The following is a 26033-nucleotide window of genomic DNA, read 5'->3' as shown; positions in this document are numbered from 1 at the left end:
TTTCGCATATGAGAAAGTTTTAGGTATGATACCAGTTCGACTTTAAATATACACCCCATGTAATAACCACCTCCCCCCAACATTTCGGCTGAAAAAGCCGAAATGTTGGGGTACTCCTCCTTCAAAAGGAGGAGAGTGGTTGACGTATTCAAAAGTGTAAAATAGAAGTCTATTTGATATAATTAGCTTTGGCCAGGTGGTGCGGGACTACAAGTACTCCATAAGGGTCATACAGAAATACAAAAGCCTCCCGCTGGGAGGCTTTTGTACTACGGTATAAGTTCAATATTTACTTTACAAACAAATTAACAATAGCAAAGATGATCGCAGCCATCAGGGCACTGATAGGAATAGTAATTATCCATGCCCACATTAAGTTGATAGTAAGTCCCCAACGTACTGCCGATAGTCGTTTAGTAGCTCCAACACCTATGATAGCACCGGTGATGGTATGCGTGGTACTGACGGGAATCTTGAGGTTTTCTGTAAGAAACAAAGTAATAGCGCCGGCCGTTTCCGCAGCAACGCCTTCGAATGGCGTAACCTTGGTAATACGCGTTCCCATGGTCTTAATGATCTTCATACCGCCACTCAAAGTACCTACAGAGATTGCAGTATAGCAAGCCAGAGGCACCCATACAGGCATTGCAGAAAGGCTAGGAATCATGTGATCACACAATAAAGCTGCGGAAATAATACCCATAACTTTCTGAGCATCATTACCACCATGTCCTATACTGAAAATTGCAGATGATATAAGCTGGAATTTCTTAAGATAGACATTGGCTTTTGCTGTATTTAACGATCCTAATATCATAGTGAATATGCAGATGGCAAACAACACAGTAGCAAGGAGAATCCACTTTAAATTTTTACCCTCCAATATCACATTCAAAATATGGCTTTCGTACAGATTTTTGAGTTTGGTTGGGTCTGTATCTATTGTATAATACAAAAACACCGACAACAAAGTCATGATGACCAGTGAAACTATCTTTGGCCACGGTCCTTTTCTGAATGAATAAATGAACCAAAGCGAAATGATGAAGGCCATGATCATACCTATGAAAGGCGCGAGAAAGATAAAACTTACAGTTTTGATAATTGGCTCGGAATTAACTGCTCCAAAACCGGCATGGGCAATGGCCGCGCCTGCAAAACCACCTATCAATGTGTGCGAAGAACTGGAAGGAATTCCGAACCACCAGGTGATCAGATTCCAGATGATAGCTGCAATGAGGCCCGACATAATAACCGGCAATGTAATTGCACTGTCCTGCACCGTTTTAGCAATGGTATTGGCAACACCATGATCTTTAAAAATGAAGAAGGCCACGAAGTTGAAAATAGCTGCCCATATTACTGCCTGTAATGGAGTAAGCACCTTTGTAGAAACAATAGTTGCAATAGAATTAGCCGCATCATGAAACCCATTGATGTAGTCAAACCCTAGTGCAAGTATAATAATAACGATCAGTAATACTGACATAAGCGCCTTATGAATATTTAATAATGATGGACTCTATTACATTAGCTGCATCTTCACACTTGTCAGTAACAATTTCGAGCATCTGGAAAATATCCTTTTGCTTGATCAGCTCAACAGCTGATATCTGAGAAGAAAACAATTTAAGCAAAGTAGCGTCCAGCAGATCGTCGGCATCATTTTCGAGACTATTGATGGCAACGCAGGATTTTGTAATGCCGGAAAGATCTTTCATCTCTCTCAAAGCAAATACTGCTACATTAATTGCATGTACTGATTTCGCAATAATGTCGGCAAAGCCGGCTAAAGCCCCATTTGTATCGTTGATCTGGTAGTTCACTACCCGCTTACCTGCGCCCCACATATAATCTGCAATATCATCAAGCGAAGTAGCCAGGTAATGGATGTCTTCCCGATCAAGAGGTGTAATGAAATTTTGGCCCAACTGGATGAATATTTCATGGGTAACATCATCATTCTTATGCTCCATTTCTTCCAGCTTTCTCAGGATAGCGTCTCTTTTCGAGAGATCTGTCTCTTTCATTGCCGCACTGAACATGTCGCTCATCTGCACAAGGTTAACAGCTACCTGCTCAAACAAATTGTAAAATACCTTGTCTTTAGGAAGGAAAATCTTTAAAATCGAACCGAGTGACATAATTCAAACCAAAATTTGATATACACTGCAAAACTATCCCCATTATCCCGGCTTTAAAAGCCATTACCCAGTCTTAATGATTTGGTAACATTGACCTGAATTTCGGCCAAAACAATTGATTCTTAGATGGTTTATAGGGCACCACAGTGCACAATTTATGAACTGTTTTATATACAATTAACCAATTTAGCTCTAAAGGAGCGGGGTGTTGAAATTGCTTTCAACACCCCGCTCTTATATAAAAATAGATATTTACAACCTTGCGCTCTGTATACGAAGTACTTTTCTGTTCTTCTTCTGCACCCTCATTTTTTCAGGTACCAGCTTCAGAATTTCATCCATCATAGACTGGAGTATGGAGAAATGAACAAAATGATCATTTGTTACGAGGCTAATTTCGCGTACCGGTTCAGGCTCTACGAAGTAGCGTACATTTTCTATCCTGTCTTCGTCAAATTCTGTTGTAGCCATTTCAGGGAGAATAGTTAATCCGCCATTCTTATCTACCATGCGGCGCAGTGTTTCCACATTGCTGCTCTCATAGCGAAATGGCCTCTTGGCCTGCAGGCGCTGCACTTGGTCGCTGCACAGATCAATGATCTGATTGCGCATACAATGGCCCTCGTTCAACATCCAGATGCGCTCCAACTCTACATCCGAAGGCTCGATCATGCGCTTCTTCAGCAACTTATCATCACTGCGGAGGTAGGCAACAAATGGCTCATAATACAATGGATATTCCTTGATATCTTTCTGCTCTAATGGCGTGCTCAACAAACCGGCATCTATTTCGTTATTGCGAAGCGCTGTGATGATGCGGTTAGTTTCCATTTCAGTTACATCGAGCCTGATATCGGGGAAATTGATAGCATAATGTTCCAGCAATGTAGGCAGTATGCTAGGTGCAATTGTAGGAATTACAGCCAATTTGAAGGTGCCCGAAATAACATTTTGCTGCTGTTGTATCAGTTCGTGAATACGTTCAAACTCTTCGAGTGTTTTACGAATCTGATCGATGATCACCTTACCCATTGCCGTTATGTCAATAGGATGCTTGCTGCGATCAAATATTTTAACCCCCAGTTCTTCCTCCAGTTTTTGTATCTGCAGGCTGAGCGTGGGCTGTGTTACAAAAGATTTTTCTGCCGCCGAAACGAAACTCTTGTAAGTAGCGAGTGCAATAGCGTATTCTAATTGTATTATGGTCATATGGAAGTGTGATGTTATCGTGAATCAGGATACAAACATACAATTATACTAACAAACTATTGTTTAATTTTTTCAATAAAAAACTAAACAAAACTAATTGCCAACATTTTAGCCATACTATTTTTTGATAACGGGTAGTGATTTACGCGGTATCATTTCATCGCGCATGGCAGTATTATACACAAATGATGCTACTATTATAGATGCCTGCATAAGGTCATTACCGTTGATACGATCATAAGAATCCATATTGGTGTGGTGCGTGCGGCTACCATATTCCAATGGATCCTGAATGAACTGGAAGCCGGGTATACCCACTTCATCGAAAGAAATATGATCGGTAGAACCGGTAGTTCTGATAGTAGCAGTGGTAACTCCCAGATCTTTAAACGGCTCCATCCACGATTCAAAGATATTTCTCACCTCATCATTGCTCTGCAGGTGAATACCCCGGATCTTACCTGCACCATTATCGAGGTTGTAATAAGCAGATACCTTTTTGTGGTCATCTTTTAACTCCATAGTAAGCCTGTCTGCAAAGTGATTTTTTACATAAGCACGAGAACCCAATAACCCCTGCTCTTCCCCACTCCACAGCACAATACGAATGGTGCGGCGTGGCTTGATATCAATGGCTTTCAAAATTCTCATTGCTTCCATCATTACCACTACACCTGTAGCATTATCTGTAGTACCGGTAGATGCATGCCAGCTATCCATATGTGCGCCAATGATGACCAGCTCAGACTTTAGTTTTTTATCTGTGCCTGGGATTTCGGCTATAACGTTGTTCTCAATACTATCAACAGTCTGGAAGGTGGTGCGGGTATCCATTTCTATCTTTACTTCTTTGTTCACTTCCAGCAACCTTATTAAACGGGCCAGGTGTTCACTACCCATTTCCATTTCAGGCAATACCGGTTTGGCATCCCAGGCGCGTGATGCGCCATTGCTGGTAAATAAAGTACCCATTGTACCACGACCGCCACTCAGCACCGCAGTAGCACCTTCGGCATACAAAAACGAGTCGACCATTTTTCTGAGATTGCCTCCCGGCCTGCCTGCCGGTGCCGACGCTTTAGGTTTCTGACTAAGATTTGTAGCACTCTCTTCATTATGCCAATCGAGCATTTTAGATAACTCTTCGTCTGTATAACGCTTGGCATCCGCAGTGAAATTTGGTTTTACCTCGGTACTCATGCCGCCCATTACCACTATCTTGCCACGTAGTTGCCCGGCATATTTAGCCATATCCTGCACACTGTCTATTTTTACCAATACAGCGTTACCACTTACCAATCCATTGGTACCGGGTGTCCAGGCTTTAGGGCAGGCAATCAAAGCCTGATAGTAAGGTGCGGTCATGGCCACATAGTTCTTATTGATCTCCCAGCCTTTGCCAAAGCCTCCCCATGGCTCTATTGCGGCATTAGCCAGTCCCCATTCTGTTAGCTTATTCTTTGCCCATACTTCCGCGCTTTTCATACCTGCCGAGCCGGTGAGCCTCGGGCCGTTAACGTCGGTCAGCTCAAACAAAGTACCCAACACCTTGGAGTTGTTGAATCCTTCATTTTTTATCTGCATTACCGTATGAATATCAACCCTTTCAGAGTGATCACCTTTAAAAGACAGAATTGAAGCCGCGACTGCCAGAAGTATAATTGTATATTTCATTAAGATTTTTTGTAGTCAGCAAAATAGGAAAAAAGGGAGAGAAATTTTAATTTGGTTGTAGAATTACGTTGACTAGATAAATTGTTAAAGCCTTCGGGCATGTCCCGGTTGGTGTATACCTTTTGAATGTGAACTCATACGACATTAGCCACTATTCACTTACTTTTAATTACTAAAATACCTACTTTGAAAAGACATCTCTCTTTCCTCCTGTTCATAATTACCGGCACTATTTTAACCGGATGCGACTCCATCTCGTTTCACACAATAGATGAAAAACCACAGATAAAAGTTGATACTAACTTATTAGGTTTATGGGAAACGGATCAGCATGAGTTTTACTTAGTTCAGACCTTTGATGAAGTTTACAAGCCATTCCCGGAGATCGACAAAAAAGACAGTGGCTATGTTTTAGAAGAGCATAATAAGGTATACCTCTATTATTTAACTGAAATTGGGGAGCGGAAGATGGCAATACCCCTGTTTATGGCTTTTATGTCTAAAACAAGTAAAGGAATGTTTGCTAATATATGTGCAGTTCCAAGAAAAACCCTTCATCATAGAGAACCGAAAAGCGCCTATTTTTTTGTAAAAATAAAGATAGATAAAGCTCATAAAGAGGCTATACTCACACCGCTTTTCGATACTACTTTACATGTTCTTACGAGTTCAGCGCAGGTAAAAGAGAGGCTTGAGCAGGATGCCGACAAAATATTACAACCGCGCAGTAACATGATTTTTAAGAAAATAAGCAACAAGCATGCGTCTGTTAAAGAAGCCCAGGCTCTGGCACATAAGCTTTGGAGACAACGAGTAGATATGCAGCCAGACGTAAATCCGATGCAACCCGCAAAAATGATTCAACGATAGAGATCAGGAACTTTGCCATACTCTAATGCCGCAGTCACAGGAGTGCGCCCTTACAGGGCTTCGTCATTGGGGTGTTTTCTACGTAGGGCTAACGCCCCACGCTATTGAGTTTGCCCTTTCAGGGCAATACATTTAGAGTATTAAAAACCATAAGGTCAATGACATTGCCCTAACGGTGCAATGACATGTTTTGAATACCATATTTTGTAGTCTAACTGATATTAGCAAAAAAGAGAAACTTCCGAATAATACACAAAGACGATACGCCTCGATGTGCCGTCGGTCAGACCGACAGCCGGCGAAAATGAATAAAGCCGCAAAATGCGGCTTTATTATCATCAAAAATATTATTTTCCATTAACCCATTATCCCATTTTTTCTCTTAGGTGCATCAGCATATCTGCTGTCATGCTGTCGAGGTCGAAATTGTTTCTCCAGCCCCAGTCTGAGCGGGCTACAGAATCGTCTATGCTCTTAGGCCATCCGTCGGCTATTGCCTGGCGGAAATCGGGTTTATAGTCTATTGTAAAATCGGGGATGTGCTTTTGTATGGCTGCGGCAATTTCTTTAGGGGAGAAACTCATTGCCGACAGATTGTAAGACATTCTTGTCTTCATCATTTCTACCGGTGCTTCCATCAGTTCTATGGTGGCGCGAATAGCGTCGTCCATATACATCATGGGCAGGTAGGTGTTTTCCGACAAGAAACTTGTGTATTTCTTATTCTTTAGTGCTTCGTGATAGATCTCCACCGCATAATCTGTTGTGCCACCACCGGGTTCAGACTTCCAGCTAATTAGGCCAGGGTAACGGATGCTACGCACATCAAGTCCCCAACGCTGGTTGTAATACTGGCACCACAGTTCACCGGTGTACTTACTGATGCCGTATACTGTACGTGGTTCTACTATTGTTTGCTGAGGAGTGTTTAACGTGGGTGTGGTAGGACCAAAAACAGCTATAGAACTTGGCCAGTAAATCTTGGTCAGCTTTTCCTGTACACCTATTTCCAGTACCTGCAGCAGGCTGTTCATATTCACATCCCATGCCTTCATAGGCGCTTTTTCTCCCGTTGCAGAGAGCATAGCTGCCAGCAGGTAGATCTGTGTAATACCTTCTTTCTTCACTAATTCATGAATGGCTTTACCATCCATTGCATCCAGTATCACATAAGGCCCTGCATCTTTCAGTAAGGGGTGCGCTTCGCGAAGATCGCTGGCTATAACATTATCAGTGCCATATACCTTGCGTAAGGCCATTGCCAGTTCCACGCCTATTTGTCCACCCGAACCTATGATGAGTACCTTTTCCTGCTTCATTTTTGTTGTGTAGTTAGTTGCTTATTTAGTATAAAGTTGCTTTCGGAGTATAATACTCATTGCCAATAAAACTTATCTAATATACAGGTGGAAAATCATACCACATCGTTGTTTTCAATACATTGTAGTTAGAATCCAATTTAATTGATATTTTATTATACTTTTTTTTATTATTTTCTGTTTCTACCGATATCACTCCATCAAAAATATTATATTTATAGCATGTAATCTGCCATCTTTTCACACCCCATTCATGTAAATATGCGCTATCAACAACTGGTTTTATTCTCTTTTTTACTTCTCTATAATAAATTCGCTTTCCGGAAATTGTGTACATACGATGAGATGTATTACATCCGACAGCTAATAGACAGAAAATAATAACTGCACACTTTATCATAAGTAAGTGTGGTTTAAAGCATCTCTTTTTTGATATTGCCTATAAAGTCATCAAACAGGTAGCGGCTATCGAATGGACCCGGTGTTGATTCAGGGTGATATTGTACGGAAAACGCTGCCCTACCCTTCATGCGGATACCTTCAATAGAACCGTCATTAAGGTTTACGTGCGTTACTTCTACCTTATCGCTGTTCTTCACGGCTTCAGGATCTACGCCAAAACCATGGTTTTGGGTAGTGATCTCGCTCTTGCCTGTAATGATGTTCTTTACCGGATGGTTTAAGCCGCGATGACCATGGTGCATCTTGAACGTAGGGATGTCATTAGCACGAGCCAATAACTGGTGACCTAGACAGATACCAAAGAATGGTTTATTGGTAGCCAATATATCCTTTACTGTTTTCACCGCATAGTCCATAGAAGCAGGATCGCCGGGACCATTAGATATGAAGTAACCATGGGCTTCAAACTTCTTCAGTTCATCAATACCAGTCTTTGCAGGGAATACTTTTATGTATGCACCTCTGTCGACCATGCATTGTATTATGTGCTTCTTTACACCGAAGTCCATAACAGCAATACGAATGGCAGCATCTGGTGAACCTGCAGTGTACGGTTCTTTTGTAGATATTTCCGATGAAAGCTCTAGTCCATCCATATCGGGCACTTTGGCCAATGCTTCTTTCAAAGCAGCTTCATCAGAAAACTCAGTGCTGATGATGCAATTCATAGCGCCCTTGCTTCGAATATGCTGCACGAGTGCGCGGGTATCGACATCGTGAATGGCAACTATGTTATTATTAACAAGGTAATTTTCAAGGTTGTCGTTCGCGTTCATACGCGAAAAACGATCGGAAATATTCTTACAAATAAGGCCGCTGATCTTTACAGAATCACTCTCCACATCTTCGTTCTTCACTCCGTAATTACCCACATAAGCATTATTCATTATCAATACCTGCCCAGTATATGAAGGATCTGTGAATACCTCCTGATAGCCGGTCATGCCAGTATTAAAACAAATTTCGCCACCAGTAGTGCCTTTGGCGCCAAAGGATATGCCTTTAAATATTGTACCGTCCTTTAATAATAACCAGGCGGGAGTATTTTGTGTAGAAGCCATGTAAAAAAACAAATTGTGCAAATGTAACAAAATTGATTTTACCGCTCAATGCTTATTTCTCATTTTTGATAATTGAATTTGTAAGTGGTTCATGCAAACATGCATACCGCAAGATGGAATGTTTAAAACGACAGAACGATTGCAGTCAACCTACATAAAGCGATATAATTGTTACATTTGTACTTTAAAGCGGCCATTGAGATGAAGTTATTTACCAACAAGGATATTGAGAATTACTACGACCAGACGGAGGTGCACTACCGTATGCACTGGAAACTGGAAGAAGGTATGGGGCTGCACTATGGCATATGGGATGAAAATACCAAAAACCTGGCGGAAGCCGTCCTTAATTCCAATTACCTGTTGATGAACATGGGTGGTATTAAATCTACCGACGTAGTTCTTGATGGTGGCTGTGGTATAGGCGGATCGAGTATATACCTGGCAAAAAATCTTGGTTGTACGGTAAAAGGTATTACACTTAGTGAGAAACAAGTAAAGACCGCAACGGAACTCGCCAATAGCAAGGGCGTAGGTGATAAAGTAACTTTTTCACAACAAGACTATACCAAAACTAACTTTGCAGATAATACATTCGACTTTGCCTGGTGCATAGAGAGTATGCAGACAGCCACCAATAAGGATGATTTCTTCAGGGAAATGAAGCGCATTATAAAACCGGGTGGAAAAATACTGTTTGCAGATATCTTCAAACCTCAGCCATACGACATTACCGGTGAGCAGGATATGCTGACCATGCTGAATGGTTGGGCTATGTCTGACATTCTATCTATTTCTGAACTGCACGAGGTAACCTCCCGCAATTCTTTTGAGGTGAGCAAGATAAGGGATGTGAGTAAGGAAGTGGTAAAGTCTGTGAACCGCATGTACATTGCCAGTCTGGCTGGTGCGATAGGCACCAAGGCTTATAATATGATCTACAATGCCAGTCATTTTTCTAAGATCCACTACAAAACCGGCCTGGCGCAGAAAAAGGCATATCTGAAACAGAAATGGGGTTACTACCTTGTTATGTGCGAGAATAAAAAGTAAAAAGTAAAAAGTTAAAAGTAAAAAGCTATTATGTGGCTGTATGTTAATCGTATACAAGGAGAACTCTTTGCGCGACACACATTGGCTAATTGTCTCATTGTCAAATTGCCGGATTAAAACAAGTTTGTGTTTTTACTTTTGAATTATTATCTTGCAACAGCAAAATACTTTTGTAAACAATGAAACTACGCCCGACTATACTTTTAGCAATAGCATTTACCAGCATGATGTCTTATACCTCATGTGTTAAGAAATACATTTGTCATTGCGACATTAAGTACAGCGGCTACCCTGGTCTTCCTGCCTCTAACAGCAAGGAATTTGAGATACAGGATCTGAAATCGGGCGCTAAAACTACCTGCGAAAAAGAATCGGACAGCACCGTTAATAATAACATCACTGCCGTAGAAACCTGCTACCTATACTAGGGTTATCTGTAATTATTCTTTAAGGTTCCTTTATCATTATCAATAGACATTAATGCGCTAATTTTGGAGCGTTATTTACTATTTATGGATATTGAAGTTCACCCACCTGTTGAGAAAAAAGGATTTTCTGCTAAACGCATTACCGGCCTTATCTTATTGATATTACTGGCCGGCATTTTCTTTTTTTCAGGCTATAGTAAGATACACAGCTATAATGCTTTCGACAATTTCCAGTGGACATTTATAGACCTGGGGTTTGATAGTCAGCTGGTAGCAGGAATATTAGCACGAGGAATGATAGGCCTGGAATTTATGCTGGGTTTGTTTCTGCTGTTACATATATACCTTGAAAAATTCACCTACAAGGCTGTAATCAGTATTCTGATATTTTTTATCATTTACCTGATCTTTGTGATCATTAAACACGGCAATGCAGGCGACTGTGGCTGTTTTGGGGACAAATTGTCTATGTCGCCACTTAATGCTATAATAAAGAATGTGGTGATGATAGTCATGACGGTGGTACTGATGTTCATATACAAAGTGAAACCGTATAAGTACCAGGACATAATGCTACCGCCGGTAATAGTAGCGGCTATGTCTATATGCTTTATTGTCAATCCGTTGGACACCAGCAACGCACCTGTACCTTATAAGAAAACACTAGATATAAGTCCGCTTTACAGCTTTACGCCCAAGCCTGCTGTAGACCTGCTGCATGGCAAGCATATTGTGATCTTTGCCAGCTACTATTGTCCACACTGCAAGAAAGCGGCATACTTGTTACAGATCATTCACCGCAAGCACCCTGAATTTCCCATTTATATGGTGTTGGCGGGCGCTCCGGAACAAGAAAAGCAATTCTTTGATGAATCTCACGCCATAGACATTCCGCATCTTTACTATCCGCATAATGATGAGTTTACGCTGATGGCGGGTGAGGGCACTCCAGCTATCTATTGGATCAATAATGGGAGGGCGGAATTTCAGAGTAACTACTACCAGTTGGATCCGGTATATATGGAAAAGTGGTTGAAGAAATAAGGAGGGATTTGTTGTGGCTCTGTCCGGCCGTCTCTAAGCCAAACCTTACCCAATTTTTGTATTGAAAGCGATAGAGTTTTTAGTGCCCTGATCCGCAGATAACCACCTCCCCCGACAGCATCGGCTGAAAAAGCCGATACTGTCGGGTACAGAGCTACGCTCGTGCCGTTACCGGCACCTTCAAAAGGAGGAGAGTGTATAAGGTACCCCTCATCTTGATATATAATTAGTATAAAAATCTGAGTGAGGGATAACCTCTCAAAGGGATATGTAAGTATTTGCATGAATGACATGCGTGGCATGTTCAGAAGATCAGACGGCATAACACCTAAATTTTCATCCTTCAGCCATATTCATCTTTCAGACTATTCTGCTAACTTTGCAGCATGGCTACCAATAAGATCATTGTTGCAATAGATGGTTTTTCATCTTGTGGTAAAAGCACTATAGCAAAGCAGCTTGCTGTAAGGCTTGGGTATGCCTATATTGATAGCGGCGCAATGTACAGGGCCATTACATTGTATTTCCTGCGCAATGGCGTTAACTACAATAATCATGATGAGGTTGTTGCTGCATTGAACGACATACACATCACCTTTGTATTTAACGAAGACTCTAAAACATCGGACATTTATCTAAATGACGAGGATGTATCTCTGCCTATAAGAGATATGCTTGTAGCCGATAAGGTAAGCCAGGTGGCTGCAATAAAGGAGGTACGCCACTTTGCCGTAGCCCAACAGAAACGCCTGGGTCGTAAAAAAGGCATAGTGATGGATGGTCGTGATATTGGCTCTGTTGTCTTCCCTGATGCTGAACTGAAAGTATTTATGGTAGCCGATCCCGCAGTGCGCGTTATGCGCCGCTTCAAAGAAATGCATGCCACCAACCCACACATAACTATAGACGAAGTACGCCACAACCTGGAACTACGTGATTATATAGACAGTACCCGCGAAGAAAGTCCGCTGCACCAGGCAAAAGATGCCCTGCTGCTGGACAATAGCTCCATGACCCGTGAAGAACAACTGGACAAAGTGATAGGCTGGGTGAAGGAAAGATCTATGGCGAGAGCGCAAGCGTAGGCTGCTACTTAAGAACATGACATCTAGTTCATCACCCATTTAGAATATAAAAATAAATATCTTACGAATATTGCCGGTGGTTTAGGGGATTTCTCATGAAATCAATATTTTATCCCGAAAATTTGTTGTACAATTGCGCAGCATTTTCAACATACTCATGGATTTTAAATATACTGATACACAGCTATCTATTGCGGAAATGATCCGCGATTTCGCCAACAAACACATCCGCCCCGAAATGATGGAGTGGGATGAATCACAAAAATTCCCTGTTGAAGTTTTCAAAAAACTCGGCGAATTGGGCCTGATGGGTGTTTTGGTTCCTACTGAATATGGTGGTTCCGGTCTCGGTTATTTTGAATACGTAACTGTGGTTAGTGAAATAGCTAAGGTTTGTGGATCTATCGGTTTGTCGGTAGCTGCCCATAACTCTTTGTGCACAGGCCATATCCTTTATTTCGGTAACGAAGAACAGAAGAAGAAATACCTACCTAAGCTGGCTACCGGCGAGTGGATAGGAGCATGGGGACTTACCGAAGCCAACACAGGAAGTGATTCGGGCAACATGGCTTGCACCGCAACACGCGATGGTGATGACTGGATACTAAATGGTACTAAGAACTGGATAACTCATGGCATCACAGGTAATGTAGCTGTAGTATTGGCTCGTACAGGTGAAAAGCGTGCTAAGAATAATGTAACTGCATTTATAGTAGAGCGTGGCACACCGGGCTTTGCAGCAGGTAAGAAGGAAAACAAACTGGGTATGCGTGCAAGTGAGACCGCAGAGCTGGTATTTGACAACTGCCGTATCTCTGATGCACAGCGCATGGGCGAAGTAGGCAGTGGCTTTAAGCAGGCTATGAAAATACTGGATGGTGGTCGTATCTCTATCGCAGCGCTTTCATTGGGTATTGCAAAGGGTGCTTACGAGGCATCTTTGAAGTATTCAAAAGAGCGTCACCAGTTCGATCAGCCTATCTGCAATTTCCAGGCTATCGCTTTCAAGTTGGCTGATATGGCTACTGAGATCGAAGCATCTGAATTGCTGATCTACCAGGCTGCTGACCTGAAGAACCGCAACATGCCAATGACCAAGGAGTCGGCTTTTGCTAAGTACTATGCATCTGAAGTTTGTGTAAGGGCTTCTACTGAAGCGGTACAGATATTCGGTGGTTATGGTTATACCAAAGACTTCCCTGTAGAAAAGTACTATCGAGACAGCAAGTTGTGCACAATAGGTGAAGGCACCAGCGAAATACAGAAGCTGGTTATTTCAAGAGCGATATTGAGCTAGTAACTAATTAAGATAAATAAATGAGCAGGCCATTTCGGAAGAGATGGCCTGTTTTGGTTTTATGTGGTTGGTTATGTTATTTCTTCAGGAAGAGCTCATTCAACTGTAGTACCTGTGGGGTTATGGCGGTAACGTCTTCATTGGTGATCACATAATCACAGCGACCCATCTTCTCTTCCTCGTTCATTTGTTTTGAAATGATGTCGAGAACCTTTTCACGGGTCTGCCCTCCCCTTGCCATTGTGCGGGCTATGCGCAGCTCTTTAGGCGCATACACCCCCACCATTACATCCATCTCTTTATAACTGCCACTCTCGAAGAAGATGGCAGCTTCTTTAATTATGTAAGGCGCTTGCTGGCGACCTACCCATTCTGCTGCATAGGTAATAGTAGCAGGATGCACGAGTGCATTGAGTTGTTGTAATTTCTCAGGTTGGCGGAAGATGATGTCGGATACTCTTGCTCTGTCTAACCGGTTATTGTTGTAGACCTCATTGCCCAACAACCGACTAATAGCAGTAATGAGTTGCTCATCATTTTCCATCAGGTAGCGGGCTGCATTATCTGCATTGAACACAGAGATACCCAGCGTTTCAAACACTTTGCAGACTACTGATTTGCCTGATCCTATTCCTCCTGTGATACCTACTTTTAGCAATGTGTTGTTGTTGTTAAACGCTATCCAATATATCAGGCGTCATTTATTTAATGTGAATTCGCTTAGTTAAACATGCGATACCTTCGGCATCGTTCCCAAATCATTACCGGCTTTTGCTATAAACATGTGATACCTTCGGCATCATCACATGCTATTTCGGGCCTTAAACAAAATGACATTGACCAGAATGCCGAAGCAACTGAACCTACCATTTAATTTCAAGCAAATACTAATACGCTGACACATACACTAATCAAAAAAAATGCCAACTATCGTTTAAAGATAGTTGACACCATTAATATTATTCTAAAAGATTGATTTATTTGGTAGCTACTGCAACACCTGAAGCAGCATCTTGTTTCTTGCGGTAAGCTGCTGTTGTTTCCATAGAAACAGCTGCACGCTCTATTTTTACCACCATACCACGAGCTATTTCCAACTGTAAAGTACCATCTTCGTTAGCTTTCTGTATTGTGCCGTGTATACCCGCCGTAGTGATCACGTATTCACCAGCGTTCATGCTTTCAGCAAATTTCTTTTGTTCTTTAGCACGCTTTGCCTGTGGGCGCAGCATAAAGAAATACATAACGGCAAACATACCCACCATTAGAACGATAGACATGTACGGACTCTGTCCACTTGCCTGCAACATAATTGAACTTAATACTATCTGCATTTTTCTGTTTTTTGTATTTAAAATATTGCCCTTTAGTGGCTTTTACATTTTACTTATTCTTTGGCACTTCTACTTCACCCTTGATATACAGCATGTGAATGCTACGTACAGTATTAGTAGTAATGGTCACCGATTTTTCCTGGTGTCCACCCTTTCCTGCTGAGTTAAAGGTAACCTTTATTACTTCAGTCTTACCGGGTGCTACGGGATCATGAGGATATACCGGAACAGTACAACCGCAAGAGCCAGATGCATTAGTGATGAGCAAAGGCGTCTTACCATTGTTAGTAAAGGTAAACTCATGTGTTACTGACTCTCCCTGATGGATGGTACCGAACTCATGAACTGTGTCTTTAAAATCCATAGTAGGCTTGCGGGCAGCAGATACTGTATCTATGCCGTTAGCAGTGTGCGGATTGTTCACAAGGCTTGTAGGCAACTGACCTTTGGGAGCCTCAGGAGTATTGCTGTTGCAAGATGCAGCACCAATACCTAAAAGAGCAATTAAAAGATAGCGTTTCATATTCATTCTATTTTATCTTCCTGTTCTTTCTTCTTTACGGATCATGTTTTCCTTTACCAGATCCTTCAGCAAATTGTCCAATACACCATTTACAAACTGTCCGCTCTGTGGCATACTGTATTGCTTGGCTATATCTATATATTCGTTGATGGTAACCTTGGTTGGTATAGTAGGAAAATAAAGGAACTCGCACACAGCCATACGCAGCAACAAAAGATCTATCAAAGCTACGCGCTCCTTATCCCAGTTGTTCAACTTTGGCTCTATTAGTTCCAGGCAATAAGCTTCCTTATCCAGCACTGCCAGAAGCAGATCATGCGCATATTCCTTTTTCTCGGGAGTCAGCAATTTCAGGAAGTCGACCTTAGAACTGTTTTTGAAGAAGTTCTGCATCAACATGATGATCAGTTCGCTGTTGTCTTCCCAACCGGGCAAGTCATCAACAAAAGTGCTCACCATAGATTCATTTTCCATTATGAGCTTGTCCCATATGAACTGGATAATGTTCTTGTCGCCTGCCGGTGTCTGAGGATTTTCGAGGTAGGTAGCGTATTCATCGCTCTTAGCCAGCTGCTGGTAAATTTTCTTCACCCACTCTTCATCTATGAAACGCTCCAGTTTATCCTTCTTTATCTTTTCAGTAAAAGAAGCCTTTTCCAATGTCTTCAAGACATAAGAATTGGTGGCTATGCGCACATTCACATTCATATCTTCTTCGGTACGAATGTACTTAGACGAACGATGTAAAGAGTCTGATTCGGCGTATTGTGCTATTTTGATCGGATACAGTACACACACGGTAAAAACATCCAGTACGTGATCTAACTTCTCATTAAGCATTCGTGCAACGGTCAATTTATTCTCTACCTCCGATTTTTCAAACGAGGCCAAAGAATAAAGAGTTTGCATCACCTTCACCCTGATATTTCTCCTGCTAATCATATATGAGTAAAGAACCCCTTGTTTTGGGGTGCAAAGGTATGTAAAGTGAAACTTTAAACAACAAAAAAATGTGTTAATGTAAATACATAAACCACCACATAATAAATTTATAAAGCCCGATTACCGGAAAATATGCCAATTCTTGTGTCCTGGCTATTGGTTAAAACCTATAAAATAGCTTATTTTACACGTTCTATTAGCCAGGTAATGAGCAAACAACAGCAATCTAAAGGTAAGCCGCAGGCAACACAGCCTGCAAATACGAAAACTGAGCCTTTACAGGCAACCCAGACCGGCCCTAAAGCCGGCCTGTCCCATTTTACAATTTTGTCTCTGGTACTTGCTGCTCTCTCGTTCGCGTTGTATTTCAACTCATTACACAATGGATTTGTAATGGACGATGTGATAATGGTGAAGGAAAATACCATTGTTGCCAAAGGATTTGCGGGTATAATGGAATTACTTGCCACACCGCATATGAGGGGGTACCTCATCATACCCAATGATACCTACCGTCCATTATCGCTGGTAATGTTTGCAATAGAACATGAGTTTTTCGGGCTTAATCCTGCGCCGTACCACTTCTTTAATATTGTGGTTTTTGCCGGATGTGTGGTTTTGTTCTTTTCATTCCTCCATCGCTTCTTTGATGGCCAAAAGATCATTGTTGCATTCATTGGCGCCTTTCTTTTTGCCATACATCCTACCCATACCGAGGTTGTAGCCAATATTAAAAGCCGCGATGAGCTGCTTTGCTTCTTCTTTGCCTTTATGTCGCTGAATATTTTCATGAAGTACATGAAAGAAGGAAAGATACAGCACCTACTCATTGGCATTTTTACACTGTACCTGTCGTTTATATCTAAAGAGAATGTGATCACGTTCATTGGTGTGGTACCGGTACTTTTCTTCCTGTTTAAGAATGACAGCAAACAAAGGGCTCTGTTCATAACCCTTGGCACTGTATTAAGCACCATAGCGTTTATAGCCATAAGGGCCGTTATATTAGATAAGTACGCCGCTAATGAAACCAGACAAATAGAGTTTATAGACAATGCGCTAACACAGGCACCTGATTTTATGACCCGGATAGCAACGTCTATTCAGATATCGGGTAAGTATTTAGCATTGTTGTTTATCCCCTATCCGCTTGTTTGCAATTACTCTTACAATGCTATACCATACGCATCATTTGCTAATGTGGGCGTTATCGCGTCTATGGCGGCCTATGGTTTTATGATCTGGTCCGCGGTAACCCGGTTCATTAAAAATAATAAAGATCCACTGGCATTTGCAATACTGTTCTACCTGGCCACTATTGCCCTGTTCAACAACATGTTCATTCTTATAGGTGCAGAGATGGGCGAACGTTTCCTGTTTATGGCGTCGGCAGGCTGGTGTATGGCAGGTGCTTTTGCCGTTGATAGATGGATACTGAAAGGCGAAACGCCTGACATCAGTGCACTGAAAAGTCCGAAAATTCTTGCTATTCTCGTACCTCTGCTACTTGTTTTCGGCGGACTGACCATAGCCCGTAATGCAGATTGGAAGGATAGCGTAAGCCTGTACCGAACAGACCTTGCAAAATCGCCTAACGATAGCCGACTGAATTACTACCTGGGTACAGCCCTGGCTGAAAGCTTATATGCGGAAGAGACAGACCCTGTAAAGAAGAAGGAGATAGATAAAGAAGCAAAGGAGCATTTGCGGGTAGCTTTGTCTATCTACCCTCAGTTTACCGAAGCCAATGCCGAGATGGGCAGGATCTTTGACCGACTGCAACAATACGACTCGGCCGAGTACTATGATAAACGTACGCTACAGCTTAACCCCAACCACCCTATTGCTACTAACAACCTGGGCAGCGTGTACATGGCTACCGGTAAGTATAGAGAGGCTATAGCTACTTTTAAGCGAGCACTGGTTGTGAACCCTAATTTTGTACTTGCCTATTTCAACATGGGGCGTACTTACAACCAGTTGAAAGAATACGACTCTGCGATATACAATTATAAGAAGATGCTGGAATTCCAGCCGGGGTATCCTGAAGCCATACAGGAAACAGGCGTTGCTTACTTCTCTAAGGGGCAGTATGATTCGGCTGAAGTTTACTTTAAAAAGGCACTGGTCATCAATCCTAATGAGGCTAATATGATCAATAACCTGGGAGCCATATACCTGAATACTAAAAACTACCCGCAGGCAATAGTAATGTTCAGCAAGTCGCTGAGCCTTAACCCTAACTACATCAATGCGTATTCTAACCTTGGGCGTGCTTATTTCTTCAATAAGCAATACGACCTTTGCATACAGACCATCAGCAAACAATTATCGCTCGACCCTAAACAGGTAACCAATATACCATATATTGCGCTTTCGTATCAGGCATTGGGCAACCTGGAGCAGGCACGTAAATACGAGGCTGTCTCCAAACAATATTTTTCAGACTTTAAATTAAAATAGTAGTGGCCAAGAAGAGTAATCAGGGCAATCAGCCAAGACAAAATGTACCACCACGCCAGCCTGTGCAACCAAGGCCTAACGTGGCACCGCAGAAACAAGAACCGAAGGAAAAGAAGCCAATGTCAATGATAACCAAATTGGCTATCCTATTGGCAGTCATCGCCATGCTTGTCTATAGCAATACCTTATTAAATGGCTATGTGCTTGACGACGTGATGGTGATCAAAGACAACTTTGTAGTACCACAGGGCATGAAGATGATACCGGATATCTTAGGCACATTAAGGCTTAAGGGTTACGCTAACATGTCGAACGAGTACAGGCCTATGTCGCTGGTAATGTTTGCTACTGAGTGTGAATTGTCTACTATGTTCACCGCTACTAAAACACCATTTACACCATGGTTGCACCACTTTGCTAACCTGCTTGTTTTTGGGGGTTGCGTAGCCGGTCTGTTTATCTTCCTTAATAAGTTGTTCGACCGCAAGAAAATGGCTGTAGCTTTTATAGCTGCTTTGCTTTTTGCAGTACACCCTATCCATACCGAGGTGGTGGCCAACATTAAAAGCCGCGATGAACTGCTTTGCTTCTTCTTTGCATTTGTGTCTCTGAATATGTTTGCCAATTATATGAAATCGGCAAAGACCATGCAATTGCTAATGGGCACATTCGCATTGTTCCTGTCATTTCTTTCTAAAGAGACCGTTATCACCTTCCTTGCTATTGTGCCGCTTATCTTCTTCTTCTTTATAGATGATAACCGCACACGCGCTATAAGAATAACAGTAGGCACCTTTATTGCCACGGGTCTGTACCTGGCTATAAGAGCAAAAATTGTGCATGAAAATGGCGACATGGAATTCCCGATAAACTTTGTGGATAATATGCTGGTGAAGGAATCCTTGTCCGCGTCTTCTAGATTGGCAACAGAAATCTGGATATTGGGCGATTACATTAGGTTGCTGTTTTACCCTTATCCATTAGCTATTGATCGTTCCTTCAGCACCATCAAATACATGACATTTGCTAACTTCCGCGTCATCCTGTCTCTGCTGGTTTACCTGGGACTGGCAGTATTTGCAGTTATGCGCCTTATAAAGAATAAGAAAGACCCATGGGCATTCAGTATACTGTTCTTCCTGGCAACCATCTCTTTGTTCTCGAACATCTTTATTATGCTGGCATCTACATTCGCAGAGCGCTTCTTGTTCTTCTGCTCTGTAGGCTCTTGCCTGGCCGTTGCACTGGCAGTAGAGAAATGGGTGATCGGTAAAGACAATGCAGCCTTTGAGGACATTAAACTGCCTAAAGTAATGGTAGTGGTGGCTATACTTTGCCTGCCATTTGCGGTAGAAACTTTTGCTCGTAACCGCGATTGGAAGGACAGTTATACGCTGTACAGTGCAGATGCTGCTAAAATGCCTAACAACACCCGCCTGAACTACTATGTAGCCAGCGAATTGCAGAAGAAATGCGGTGCTGAGACAGATACCGTTAAGGCCAAAATGTATAATGATGAAAGCTTTAAGTTCCTGAACAGGTCTTTAGCAATATTCTACGATAACGTGGATGCGCAGGCAGAAATAGGTGCGGCATTCTTCAGGGCAAAAAAGTATGATTCTGCGGCCTATCACCTTAAATATGCACTGAAAATCAACCCGCAGAAATCTAACGCTCTGGCCAACCTGGGTACGTTGTACCTAACTTTGGTAGATTATCCCAATGCACTTACGTACTACCGAATGACCAATCTGTATGATCCGAGAAATGTTGTAGCTCAGTTCAATGGAGGTGTGTGCTATTACCAGATGAAGAAACCCGATTCTGCTATCCTCAACTTTAAGCACACCATAGAATTGCAACCCGATTTCTACGGCTATAAATCATTCCAGTTCATTGCCATCATTTATAAGGAACTCGGCAATCTGAACGAGGCCCGCAATTACGAGCAGCAGGCGAAACAGTTTGATCCGAATTTTCATTTGTAAAAGTCACCCAAATGCTATGAAAAATCTGGTCGCAGGTTTATTACTGCTGTTGCCATTGTTTGCTTTTGCAAAAGAAAACCCATATGCAAAGATCGATAAATATGCTGCATCTATAGGTTATCTATCTTCCGATGAACTGGCAAAAACTCTGACCGCACCTTACACATCCGATTCGGAAAAGGTGCGGTCGATTTTTTATTGGATAACACAGCATATCAGTTATGATTTCTATGAATACCACCACCCAACAATAGAAGGTTATAGCCTGGACGACGATGAGGACAGTGTGAAAGCTGAAGATGCATTTTATGAGCGGTATGCGGAAAAAGTGTTAAAAAAGAAGATGGGTATATGTGAAGGTTACTCAACTCTATTCAAACTTCTATGCGACAAGGCGCATATAACTTGCATTAAAATAAGTGGGCACTCCAAAGCAAGCGTAGAGGAAATAGGCCAACCTTTTTACGAAGACCATTCATGGAACGCAATTAAAATAAATGGTGGATGGAAACTGATCGACGCATGCTGGGCAAGTGGAAACAGTGATAACACTAATACAAAATTCACAAAGAAATATGATGACTACTACTATTGCACACCACCATGCATGTTTGCACTCAACCATTATCCAACCGACAGCAGTTTATTGTTCATAACTGAGCCACTGTCAAAAATCGATTTTATTAATTACCCGGCAATCCACTCAGAAAACAAACTCATAGTTCTGGAAAAATTCAGTCCACTAAATGGGAAAATCAATGCGAGAATAGGTGACACCTTGCGCTTTGAATTAACTGTTAGAAGTGGGTCAGACAGTGTAAGTAAGAAATATGGGTCTTTTATCACAGAATTTGATGTGACAGGAAAAATACTAAGCCCCTATTCCCGGCTCGAAAAATTGCAACACTTTAAAACTGAAAACAATAAAATTTACTACGACTATAAAGTATGGAACAACAAAATAACAAAGCTCTGTTTGCTGTATAACAACAACTACTTATTGTCTTATAGGTTGGTAGTACAAAAGTAGATCAATACCTGAACGTCACCTCAGTTGCCCCAAAACCATACTTGCCGCTCCACTCGTTTTTAAAGCGTTTTACCTCGGGGGTTTTCTTGAGTATGGCATGTACTTCTTCACGCAGTTTACCTTTGCCCATACCGTGTATCACTATCATGGTTTGCTGATGGTGGGCAATGGCCAAGTGCACGTATTTTTCTAAAGTGTCCAGTTGCTTCTTAATGATCTCGTCATTGCTTAGCGCAGCTACATTTTTTACCAGTTGCTCTATGTGCAGGTCTATTTCATACTTAGCAGGCTCCAGCGTGCGCTTATTTACAATACCAGGTGTTTCGGGTTCCTTCTGCTCCAGTTTCATCTGCGGCTCGGGCTTCTTCTTGGGCATGAATTCCTGTATCATCTGGTAGCTGAAAGACGGCTCGCTGTTCAGCATTACATTGTTAATGTGTTCGAATAGTTTTGTTGGCCTTATACGCACAATGCCTTCAGCCATCTCCATTTTTTCATTGCCAATATCCCGCACCTTCCAGGTAAACCGCGGCTGATCGTTCATGTCGCTGTAGGTAACATTATTCAGGTATATATTACCAAAGGAGTGTAGTGAACCTTCGTGCTTAAATATGCTCTTATTCGCCAGCTGCACATCATAGCTGAACTTTATATCGACAGGTAGTTCATTAAGCAGGTAGACCTTGATATAATCAACCACCTCTTCCATATCCTCTGTTCTGAATACGGGCACAAATGACAAATAGATACCTGTTGCCAGCTTAGGCTTACGCTCTATGATACGCTCCACAGGAATCTCCGGCAGCGCACTGCTTTTCTTTTGCGGTTTCTTTTCTGTAAACCACTTGAGATAAGGGTGATCAACATCTTCTATATAAACAGGGAATGCAGTGCCGTTAACCTCTACCTCCATCATCTGCTTATCGATCAGTGCAACCACATGACCTTCTTCACCCGTTCGCTTCAATAATATCTTGTCTCCTATAGTAAATTTCATAAAAAATCTGTTTGTTTATCGACAACTATATGCTGTCTCACCCGCTCTGGAGACGCAATTATGCGTCTACGCGCTTGCAGGTATTTTCGCATTCAAAAACTCGACCATCTTCTTTACTGCCTTGCCTCTATGACTGATCGTGTTCTTTATATCGAGCGGCAGTTCGGCAAATGTCTGATCGTAACCATCGGGTACAAATATGGGATCATAACCAAACCCGCCTTCTCCCCTCTTTTCCTCTATGATGCGCCCCTCGCATACTCCCTCGAAGTAATAGACCTCATCCTCCCATATAAGGCAGATAACAGCCTTATAGAAGGCAGTGCGGTCATCTGCGCCCTGTAGTTCCTTCAGCACTTTTTGCAAATTCTGTTCATCATCTCGCGTGCCGGAATAGTGTGCACTGTCTACTCCAGGTTCTCCATTAAGAGCATTCACGCAAATACCACTATCATCAGCAAATGTATTCTTCTTTGTAAACGCATTAATTGCCGATGCTTTTGCCAGGGCATTCTGCTCGAAAGTGTGAAATGGTTCCGCGATATCATCGGTAAAACCAACATCTTGAAGCGATAAAACTTCTATCCCTTCAATGAGCGGTTTTATCTCTCTTATCTTCCCCTTGTTGTTAGATGCAATGACCAGTTCCATGGGGCAAAGATACTTATCATAATGGCTCAATGGCTTAATTGCTCAATGACTCAATGTCCTTGCGAAATATTTATTGGGGGAATTGTACAGTAATTATAGACTCGCTTTTATAATCACACGATCCTTGCTACAATAGTCCGGTTTAGCTACTGAAATATTTATTTTTCACATTGTACTATCGTAAAAGCCAATAAGGCGAGGGAATGCGACGGCATACCTTTGCCACACAAAACAAACACACACCATGGCTAAGAAAAACCAAATAGGACTGGACGAAAAACAGGGCAAACAACTGGCAGACAAACTCAACAACCTGCTAAGCAACTACCAGTTATTTTACATTAACGCACGTGGCTTTCACTGGAATATTACAGGAGATAAGTTCTTTGAGCTGCACCTGAAATTTGAAGAATTGTATACCGATGCATTGCTTAAGGTAGATGAGATAGCAGAACGTATCCTTACGCTGGGTCATACTCCCCTGCACTCTTTCAGCGACTACGTAAAAACATCTGAGATAAAAGAAGTGACCAATGTATCTAAAGGCAAAGAAGCCGTAGGCATTGTTCTGGATTCATTCAGCACATTGCTGACTCTGGAGCGTGAAATTCTGTCTATGTCGGCCGATGCTAATGACGAGGGCACCAACTCACTGATGAGCGACTACATAAAACAGCAGGAAAAATTGGTGTGGATGTATAGCGCGTTTATGAAATAAATTCAATCTGACAATGAGGCAATTAGCCAATTGTATATAAAACAAAAAGGCTGAGTAGTCGCGACTACTCAGCCTTTAATTATTAAAAGTTGATCACTGCCTAGATGGACATCGCACATTGACTAATTGTCAAATTGCCGAACTGTCAAATTATGCACCAATACGGTGCTTCAGATCGCTGATCTGAGAGCTCCATAGTTGCTCCTGGTCTTTAATATCACCTTTATCAGCAAAATCTGTTATTCTTAATATTGTTTCGCTGGTTACCGGGCTCTGTTCGATACTGAACTCAAAGAACTCATCGCTTGGATAATACTCCCAACGATATCTAATAAATTCATTCTCAACATTTTCCAAAACTTCAGCCCATTCGGTCGATCCGTTCCATGTAAAGAAAAATTTCTGATCCTTCTGATCCACTCTATCGGCAAACCACTCCTGCAAACCTACGGGCGTTGACAAAAACTCAAACAAGATTCCCGGGGAGCAACGAATGGGAAATTCTACCGAATACATTATTTTCTTCTTACTCATTACAGACTGTTCACTTATTTCTTAGAGTGCAATAATAAAAAAAGGAAGTTACAAACAAAATTTTATTCGTCATTTCAATAGATATTTTTAAATGAAATCATTGGATATTGTATTGAGTTCGTTAATACAATCATAATTTTTTTTGGGTTGGATTGTTAAGAACCTTAGATTTGCTGTAGTAAACACCACTATTTGTTTGATTTTCATTAACCTCTGAGTTTATCTCTAACCACTCAACTCTCTGCCAATGTCCATGCGTCAGCTAAAGATCACGAAGTCAATTACCAATCGTGAAAGCCAGTCTCTTGAGAAGTATTTACAGGAAATAGGCAAAGTAGACCTGATAACGCCTGAAGAAGAAGTTCAGCTAGCCATTAAGATCAAACAGGGCGATCAACGCGCTCTTGAAAAACTCACAAAAGCCAATTTACGTTTCGTAGTATCTGTGGCTAAACAATATCAGAACCAGGGACTTTCTTTAAGTGACCTGATCAATGAAGGAAATCTAGGATTAATAAAGGCAGCACAACGATTTGATGAGACACGAGGCTTTAAATTTATCTCTTACGCAGTTTGGTGGATCCGCCAGTCAATTTTACAAGCACTTGCCGAACAATCACGTATCGTTCGTCTGCCACTCAATAAAGTAGGACTTTCTAACAAAATAAGCAAAGCATACTCTCAGCTGGAACAGGAGTTTGAGCGGGAACCATCGACCGAAGAATTGGCAGAACTGCTGGATATAGGTACAGAGGAAGTAGAAACAACACTGGGCGTAGCTGCCCGCCACGTATCGGTAGATGCACCATTTGTAGACAGCGAAGACAATAGCCTGCTGGATATACTGGAAAATCCTAACTCCGTAGCAGCCGATGCAGAGCTGTACCATGGCGAATCACTCCGCTGCGAGATAGAAAGGTCGTTAAGCACCCTTACAGACCGCCAGAGAGACGTTATTAAGCTGTACTTCGGTATAGGTGTAGCCAACCCAATGAGCCTTGAAGATATAGGTGACAAATTCTCTCTTACCCGCGAACGCGTAAGGCAGATAAAGGACAAAGCCATCACCAAACTGCGCACGGCCAGCCGCTGCCAGTTACTGAAGACTTACCTGGGTAATTAATCAATAACACACATCCTATTTATATTACAAACCCGTACTTTTAAAGTGCGGGTTTTGTTTTTAAAGAATTAGAAGAGGTACGTG

Annotated in this window: 25 protein-coding genes; 11 read left to right on the top strand and 14 right to left on the bottom strand. The window is 41.9% G+C overall.

Translation table 11 applies throughout. The features are described from left to right. Positions 1 to 289 precede the first annotated feature (289 nt). The 4 genes from CJD36_RS21065 to CJD36_RS21050 all read right to left on the bottom strand — a co-directional run bounded on the left by CJD36_RS21065 (position 290) and on the right by CJD36_RS21050 (position 5027). Positions 290 to 1489 carry an inorganic phosphate transporter gene (locus tag CJD36_RS21065; protein WP_105041191.1) on the bottom strand — a complete coding sequence of 400 codons (1200 nt, stop codon included), beginning with the start codon at positions 1487 to 1489 and terminating at the stop codon, positions 290 to 292. Between the two features lie 7 nt (positions 1490 to 1496). Further along, positions 1497 to 2144 (bottom strand): DUF47 domain-containing protein, encoded by a 648-nt coding sequence (locus CJD36_RS21060; protein ID WP_105041190.1) that lies wholly within the window; start codon positions 2142 to 2144, stop codon positions 1497 to 1499. Positions 2145 to 2396: 252 nt separating this feature from the next. Then, positions 2397 to 3353 carry a hydrogen peroxide-inducible genes activator gene (locus tag CJD36_RS21055; RefSeq protein WP_105041189.1) on the bottom strand — a complete coding sequence of 319 codons (957 nt, stop codon included), beginning with the start codon at positions 3351 to 3353 and terminating at the stop codon, positions 2397 to 2399. Between the two features lie 117 nt (positions 3354 to 3470). Beyond that, the gene (locus tag CJD36_RS21050) at positions 3471 to 5027 is read right to left on the bottom strand and encodes a M20/M25/M40 family metallo-hydrolase (protein ID WP_105041188.1); all 1557 of its coding nucleotides are present in this window, start codon (positions 5025 to 5027) and stop codon (positions 3471 to 3473) included. 186 nt (positions 5028 to 5213) lie between these two features. On the opposite strand from CJD36_RS21050, the gene CJD36_RS21045 reads away from it, so the two are divergent. Next, complete coding sequence (locus CJD36_RS21045) at positions 5214 to 5897, top strand: hypothetical protein (RefSeq protein WP_105041187.1); 684 nt, start codon at positions 5214 to 5216, stop codon at positions 5895 to 5897. A 365-nt stretch (positions 5898 to 6262) separates the two neighbouring features. Here CJD36_RS21045 and CJD36_RS21040 read toward each other — a convergent pair whose 3' ends face one another. The 3 genes from CJD36_RS21040 to carA form a co-directional block, all read right to left on the bottom strand. Continuing rightward, positions 6263 to 7216 (bottom strand): NAD-dependent epimerase/dehydratase family protein, encoded by a 954-nt coding sequence (locus CJD36_RS21040; RefSeq protein WP_105041186.1) that lies wholly within the window; start codon positions 7214 to 7216, stop codon positions 6263 to 6265. A gap of 76 nt (positions 7217 to 7292) precedes the next feature. Next, a complete protein-coding gene (locus CJD36_RS21035) occupies positions 7293 to 7553 on the bottom strand; it encodes a hypothetical protein (RefSeq protein ID WP_105041185.1) in 261 nt (86 codons plus the stop codon). Positions 7554 to 7629: 76 nt separating this feature from the next. After that, a complete protein-coding gene (carA, locus tag CJD36_RS21030) occupies positions 7630 to 8739 on the bottom strand; it encodes a glutamine-hydrolyzing carbamoyl-phosphate synthase small subunit (RefSeq protein ID WP_105041184.1) in 1110 nt (369 codons plus the stop codon). A gap of 201 nt (positions 8740 to 8940) precedes the next feature. On the opposite strand from carA, the gene CJD36_RS21025 reads away from it, so the two are divergent. From CJD36_RS21025 to CJD36_RS21005, 5 genes are all read left to right on the top strand, one after another. Beyond that, positions 8941 to 9792: an SAM-dependent methyltransferase gene (locus tag CJD36_RS21025; RefSeq protein ID WP_105041183.1), complete on the top strand. Its 852-nt coding sequence runs from the start codon at positions 8941 to 8943 to the stop codon at positions 9790 to 9792. 179 nt (positions 9793 to 9971) lie between these two features. After that, positions 9972 to 10220 (top strand): hypothetical protein, encoded by a 249-nt coding sequence (locus CJD36_RS21020; protein ID WP_105041182.1) that lies wholly within the window; start codon positions 9972 to 9974, stop codon positions 10218 to 10220. An 84-nt stretch (positions 10221 to 10304) separates the two neighbouring features. Further along, positions 10305 to 11264, top strand: a complete 960-nt coding sequence (locus tag CJD36_RS21015) for a TlpA family protein disulfide reductase (RefSeq protein ID WP_105041181.1) — start codon at positions 10305 to 10307, stop codon at positions 11262 to 11264. Between the two features lie 386 nt (positions 11265 to 11650). Then, positions 11651 to 12349, top strand: coding sequence for a (d)CMP kinase (gene cmk / locus CJD36_RS21010; RefSeq protein WP_105041180.1), 699 nt, complete (start codon positions 11651 to 11653; stop codon positions 12347 to 12349). 157 nt (positions 12350 to 12506) lie between these two features. Next, the gene (locus CJD36_RS21005) at positions 12507 to 13646 is read left to right on the top strand and encodes an acyl-CoA dehydrogenase family protein (protein WP_105041179.1); all 1140 of its coding nucleotides are present in this window, start codon (positions 12507 to 12509) and stop codon (positions 13644 to 13646) included. A 76-nt stretch (positions 13647 to 13722) separates the two neighbouring features. Here CJD36_RS21005 and coaE read toward each other — a convergent pair whose 3' ends face one another. The 4 genes from coaE to nusB all read right to left on the bottom strand — a co-directional run bounded on the left by coaE (position 13723) and on the right by nusB (position 16445). Further along, positions 13723 to 14304, bottom strand: coding sequence for a dephospho-CoA kinase (gene coaE / locus CJD36_RS21000; RefSeq protein WP_105041178.1), 582 nt, complete (start codon positions 14302 to 14304; stop codon positions 13723 to 13725). 319 nt (positions 14305 to 14623) lie between these two features. Next, complete coding sequence (yajC, locus tag CJD36_RS20995) at positions 14624 to 14980, bottom strand: preprotein translocase subunit YajC (protein WP_105041177.1); 357 nt, start codon at positions 14978 to 14980, stop codon at positions 14624 to 14626. Positions 14981 to 15029: 49 nt separating this feature from the next. Next, the gene (locus CJD36_RS20990) at positions 15030 to 15503 is read right to left on the bottom strand and encodes a DUF1573 domain-containing protein (protein WP_205685667.1); all 474 of its coding nucleotides are present in this window, start codon (positions 15501 to 15503) and stop codon (positions 15030 to 15032) included. Positions 15504 to 15515: 12 nt separating this feature from the next. After that, complete coding sequence (gene nusB / locus CJD36_RS20985; protein WP_105041175.1) at positions 15516 to 16445, bottom strand: transcription antitermination factor NusB; 930 nt, start codon at positions 16443 to 16445, stop codon at positions 15516 to 15518. Positions 16446 to 16652: 207 nt separating this feature from the next. Here nusB and CJD36_RS20980 point away from each other — a divergent pair, with 207 nt between their 5' ends. From CJD36_RS20980 to CJD36_RS20970, 3 genes are read left to right on the top strand one after another with little or no spacing between them, the layout of a single operon-like run. Continuing rightward, positions 16653 to 18908 carry a tetratricopeptide repeat protein gene (locus tag CJD36_RS20980; RefSeq protein ID WP_161499406.1) on the top strand — a complete coding sequence of 752 codons (2256 nt, stop codon included), beginning with the start codon at positions 16653 to 16655 and terminating at the stop codon, positions 18906 to 18908. A gap of 2 nt (positions 18909 to 18910) precedes the next feature. After that, positions 18911 to 20896, top strand: coding sequence for a tetratricopeptide repeat protein (locus CJD36_RS20975; RefSeq protein WP_105041173.1), 1986 nt, complete (start codon positions 18911 to 18913; stop codon positions 20894 to 20896). 16 nt (positions 20897 to 20912) lie between these two features. Further along, entirely contained in the window at positions 20913 to 21926 is a 1014-nt protein-coding gene (locus CJD36_RS20970; RefSeq protein WP_105041172.1) for a transglutaminase domain-containing protein, read from the top strand. Between the two features lies 1 nt (position 21927). Here the strand turns inward: CJD36_RS20970 and CJD36_RS20965 are convergent, their stop codons facing one another. Together CJD36_RS20965 and rdgB are read right to left on the bottom strand one after the other, a co-directional pair. Next, a complete protein-coding gene (locus CJD36_RS20965; protein ID WP_105041171.1) occupies positions 21928 to 22923 on the bottom strand; it encodes a Smr/MutS family protein in 996 nt (331 codons plus the stop codon). A 66-nt stretch (positions 22924 to 22989) separates the two neighbouring features. Beyond that, a complete protein-coding gene (gene rdgB / locus CJD36_RS20960) occupies positions 22990 to 23574 on the bottom strand; it encodes an RdgB/HAM1 family non-canonical purine NTP pyrophosphatase (RefSeq protein WP_105041170.1) in 585 nt (194 codons plus the stop codon). Between the two features lie 244 nt (positions 23575 to 23818). Here rdgB and CJD36_RS20955 point away from each other — a divergent pair, with 244 nt between their 5' ends. After that, positions 23819 to 24292 carry a Dps family protein gene (locus CJD36_RS20955; RefSeq protein WP_105041169.1) on the top strand — a complete coding sequence of 158 codons (474 nt, stop codon included), beginning with the start codon at positions 23819 to 23821 and terminating at the stop codon, positions 24290 to 24292. Positions 24293 to 24442: 150 nt separating this feature from the next. Here CJD36_RS20955 and CJD36_RS20950 read toward each other — a convergent pair whose 3' ends face one another. Next, positions 24443 to 24826, bottom strand: coding sequence for an START-like domain-containing protein (locus CJD36_RS20950; protein ID WP_105041168.1), 384 nt, complete (start codon positions 24824 to 24826; stop codon positions 24443 to 24445). A gap of 247 nt (positions 24827 to 25073) precedes the next feature. On the opposite strand from CJD36_RS20950, the gene CJD36_RS20945 reads away from it, so the two are divergent. Then, the gene (locus CJD36_RS20945; protein ID WP_240609400.1) at positions 25074 to 25949 is read left to right on the top strand and encodes a sigma-70 family RNA polymerase sigma factor; all 876 of its coding nucleotides are present in this window, start codon (positions 25074 to 25076) and stop codon (positions 25947 to 25949) included. Positions 25950 to 26033 lie beyond the last annotated feature (84 nt).

The sequence above is a fragment of the Flavipsychrobacter stenotrophus genome (assembly GCF_002954265.1).
GTDB classification, from domain to species: domain Bacteria; phylum Bacteroidota; class Bacteroidia; order Chitinophagales; family Chitinophagaceae; genus Flavipsychrobacter; species Flavipsychrobacter stenotrophus.
The sequence above is the reverse complement of the archived record's forward strand: the minus strand, read 5'-3'. Positions and strand labels throughout refer to the sequence as shown.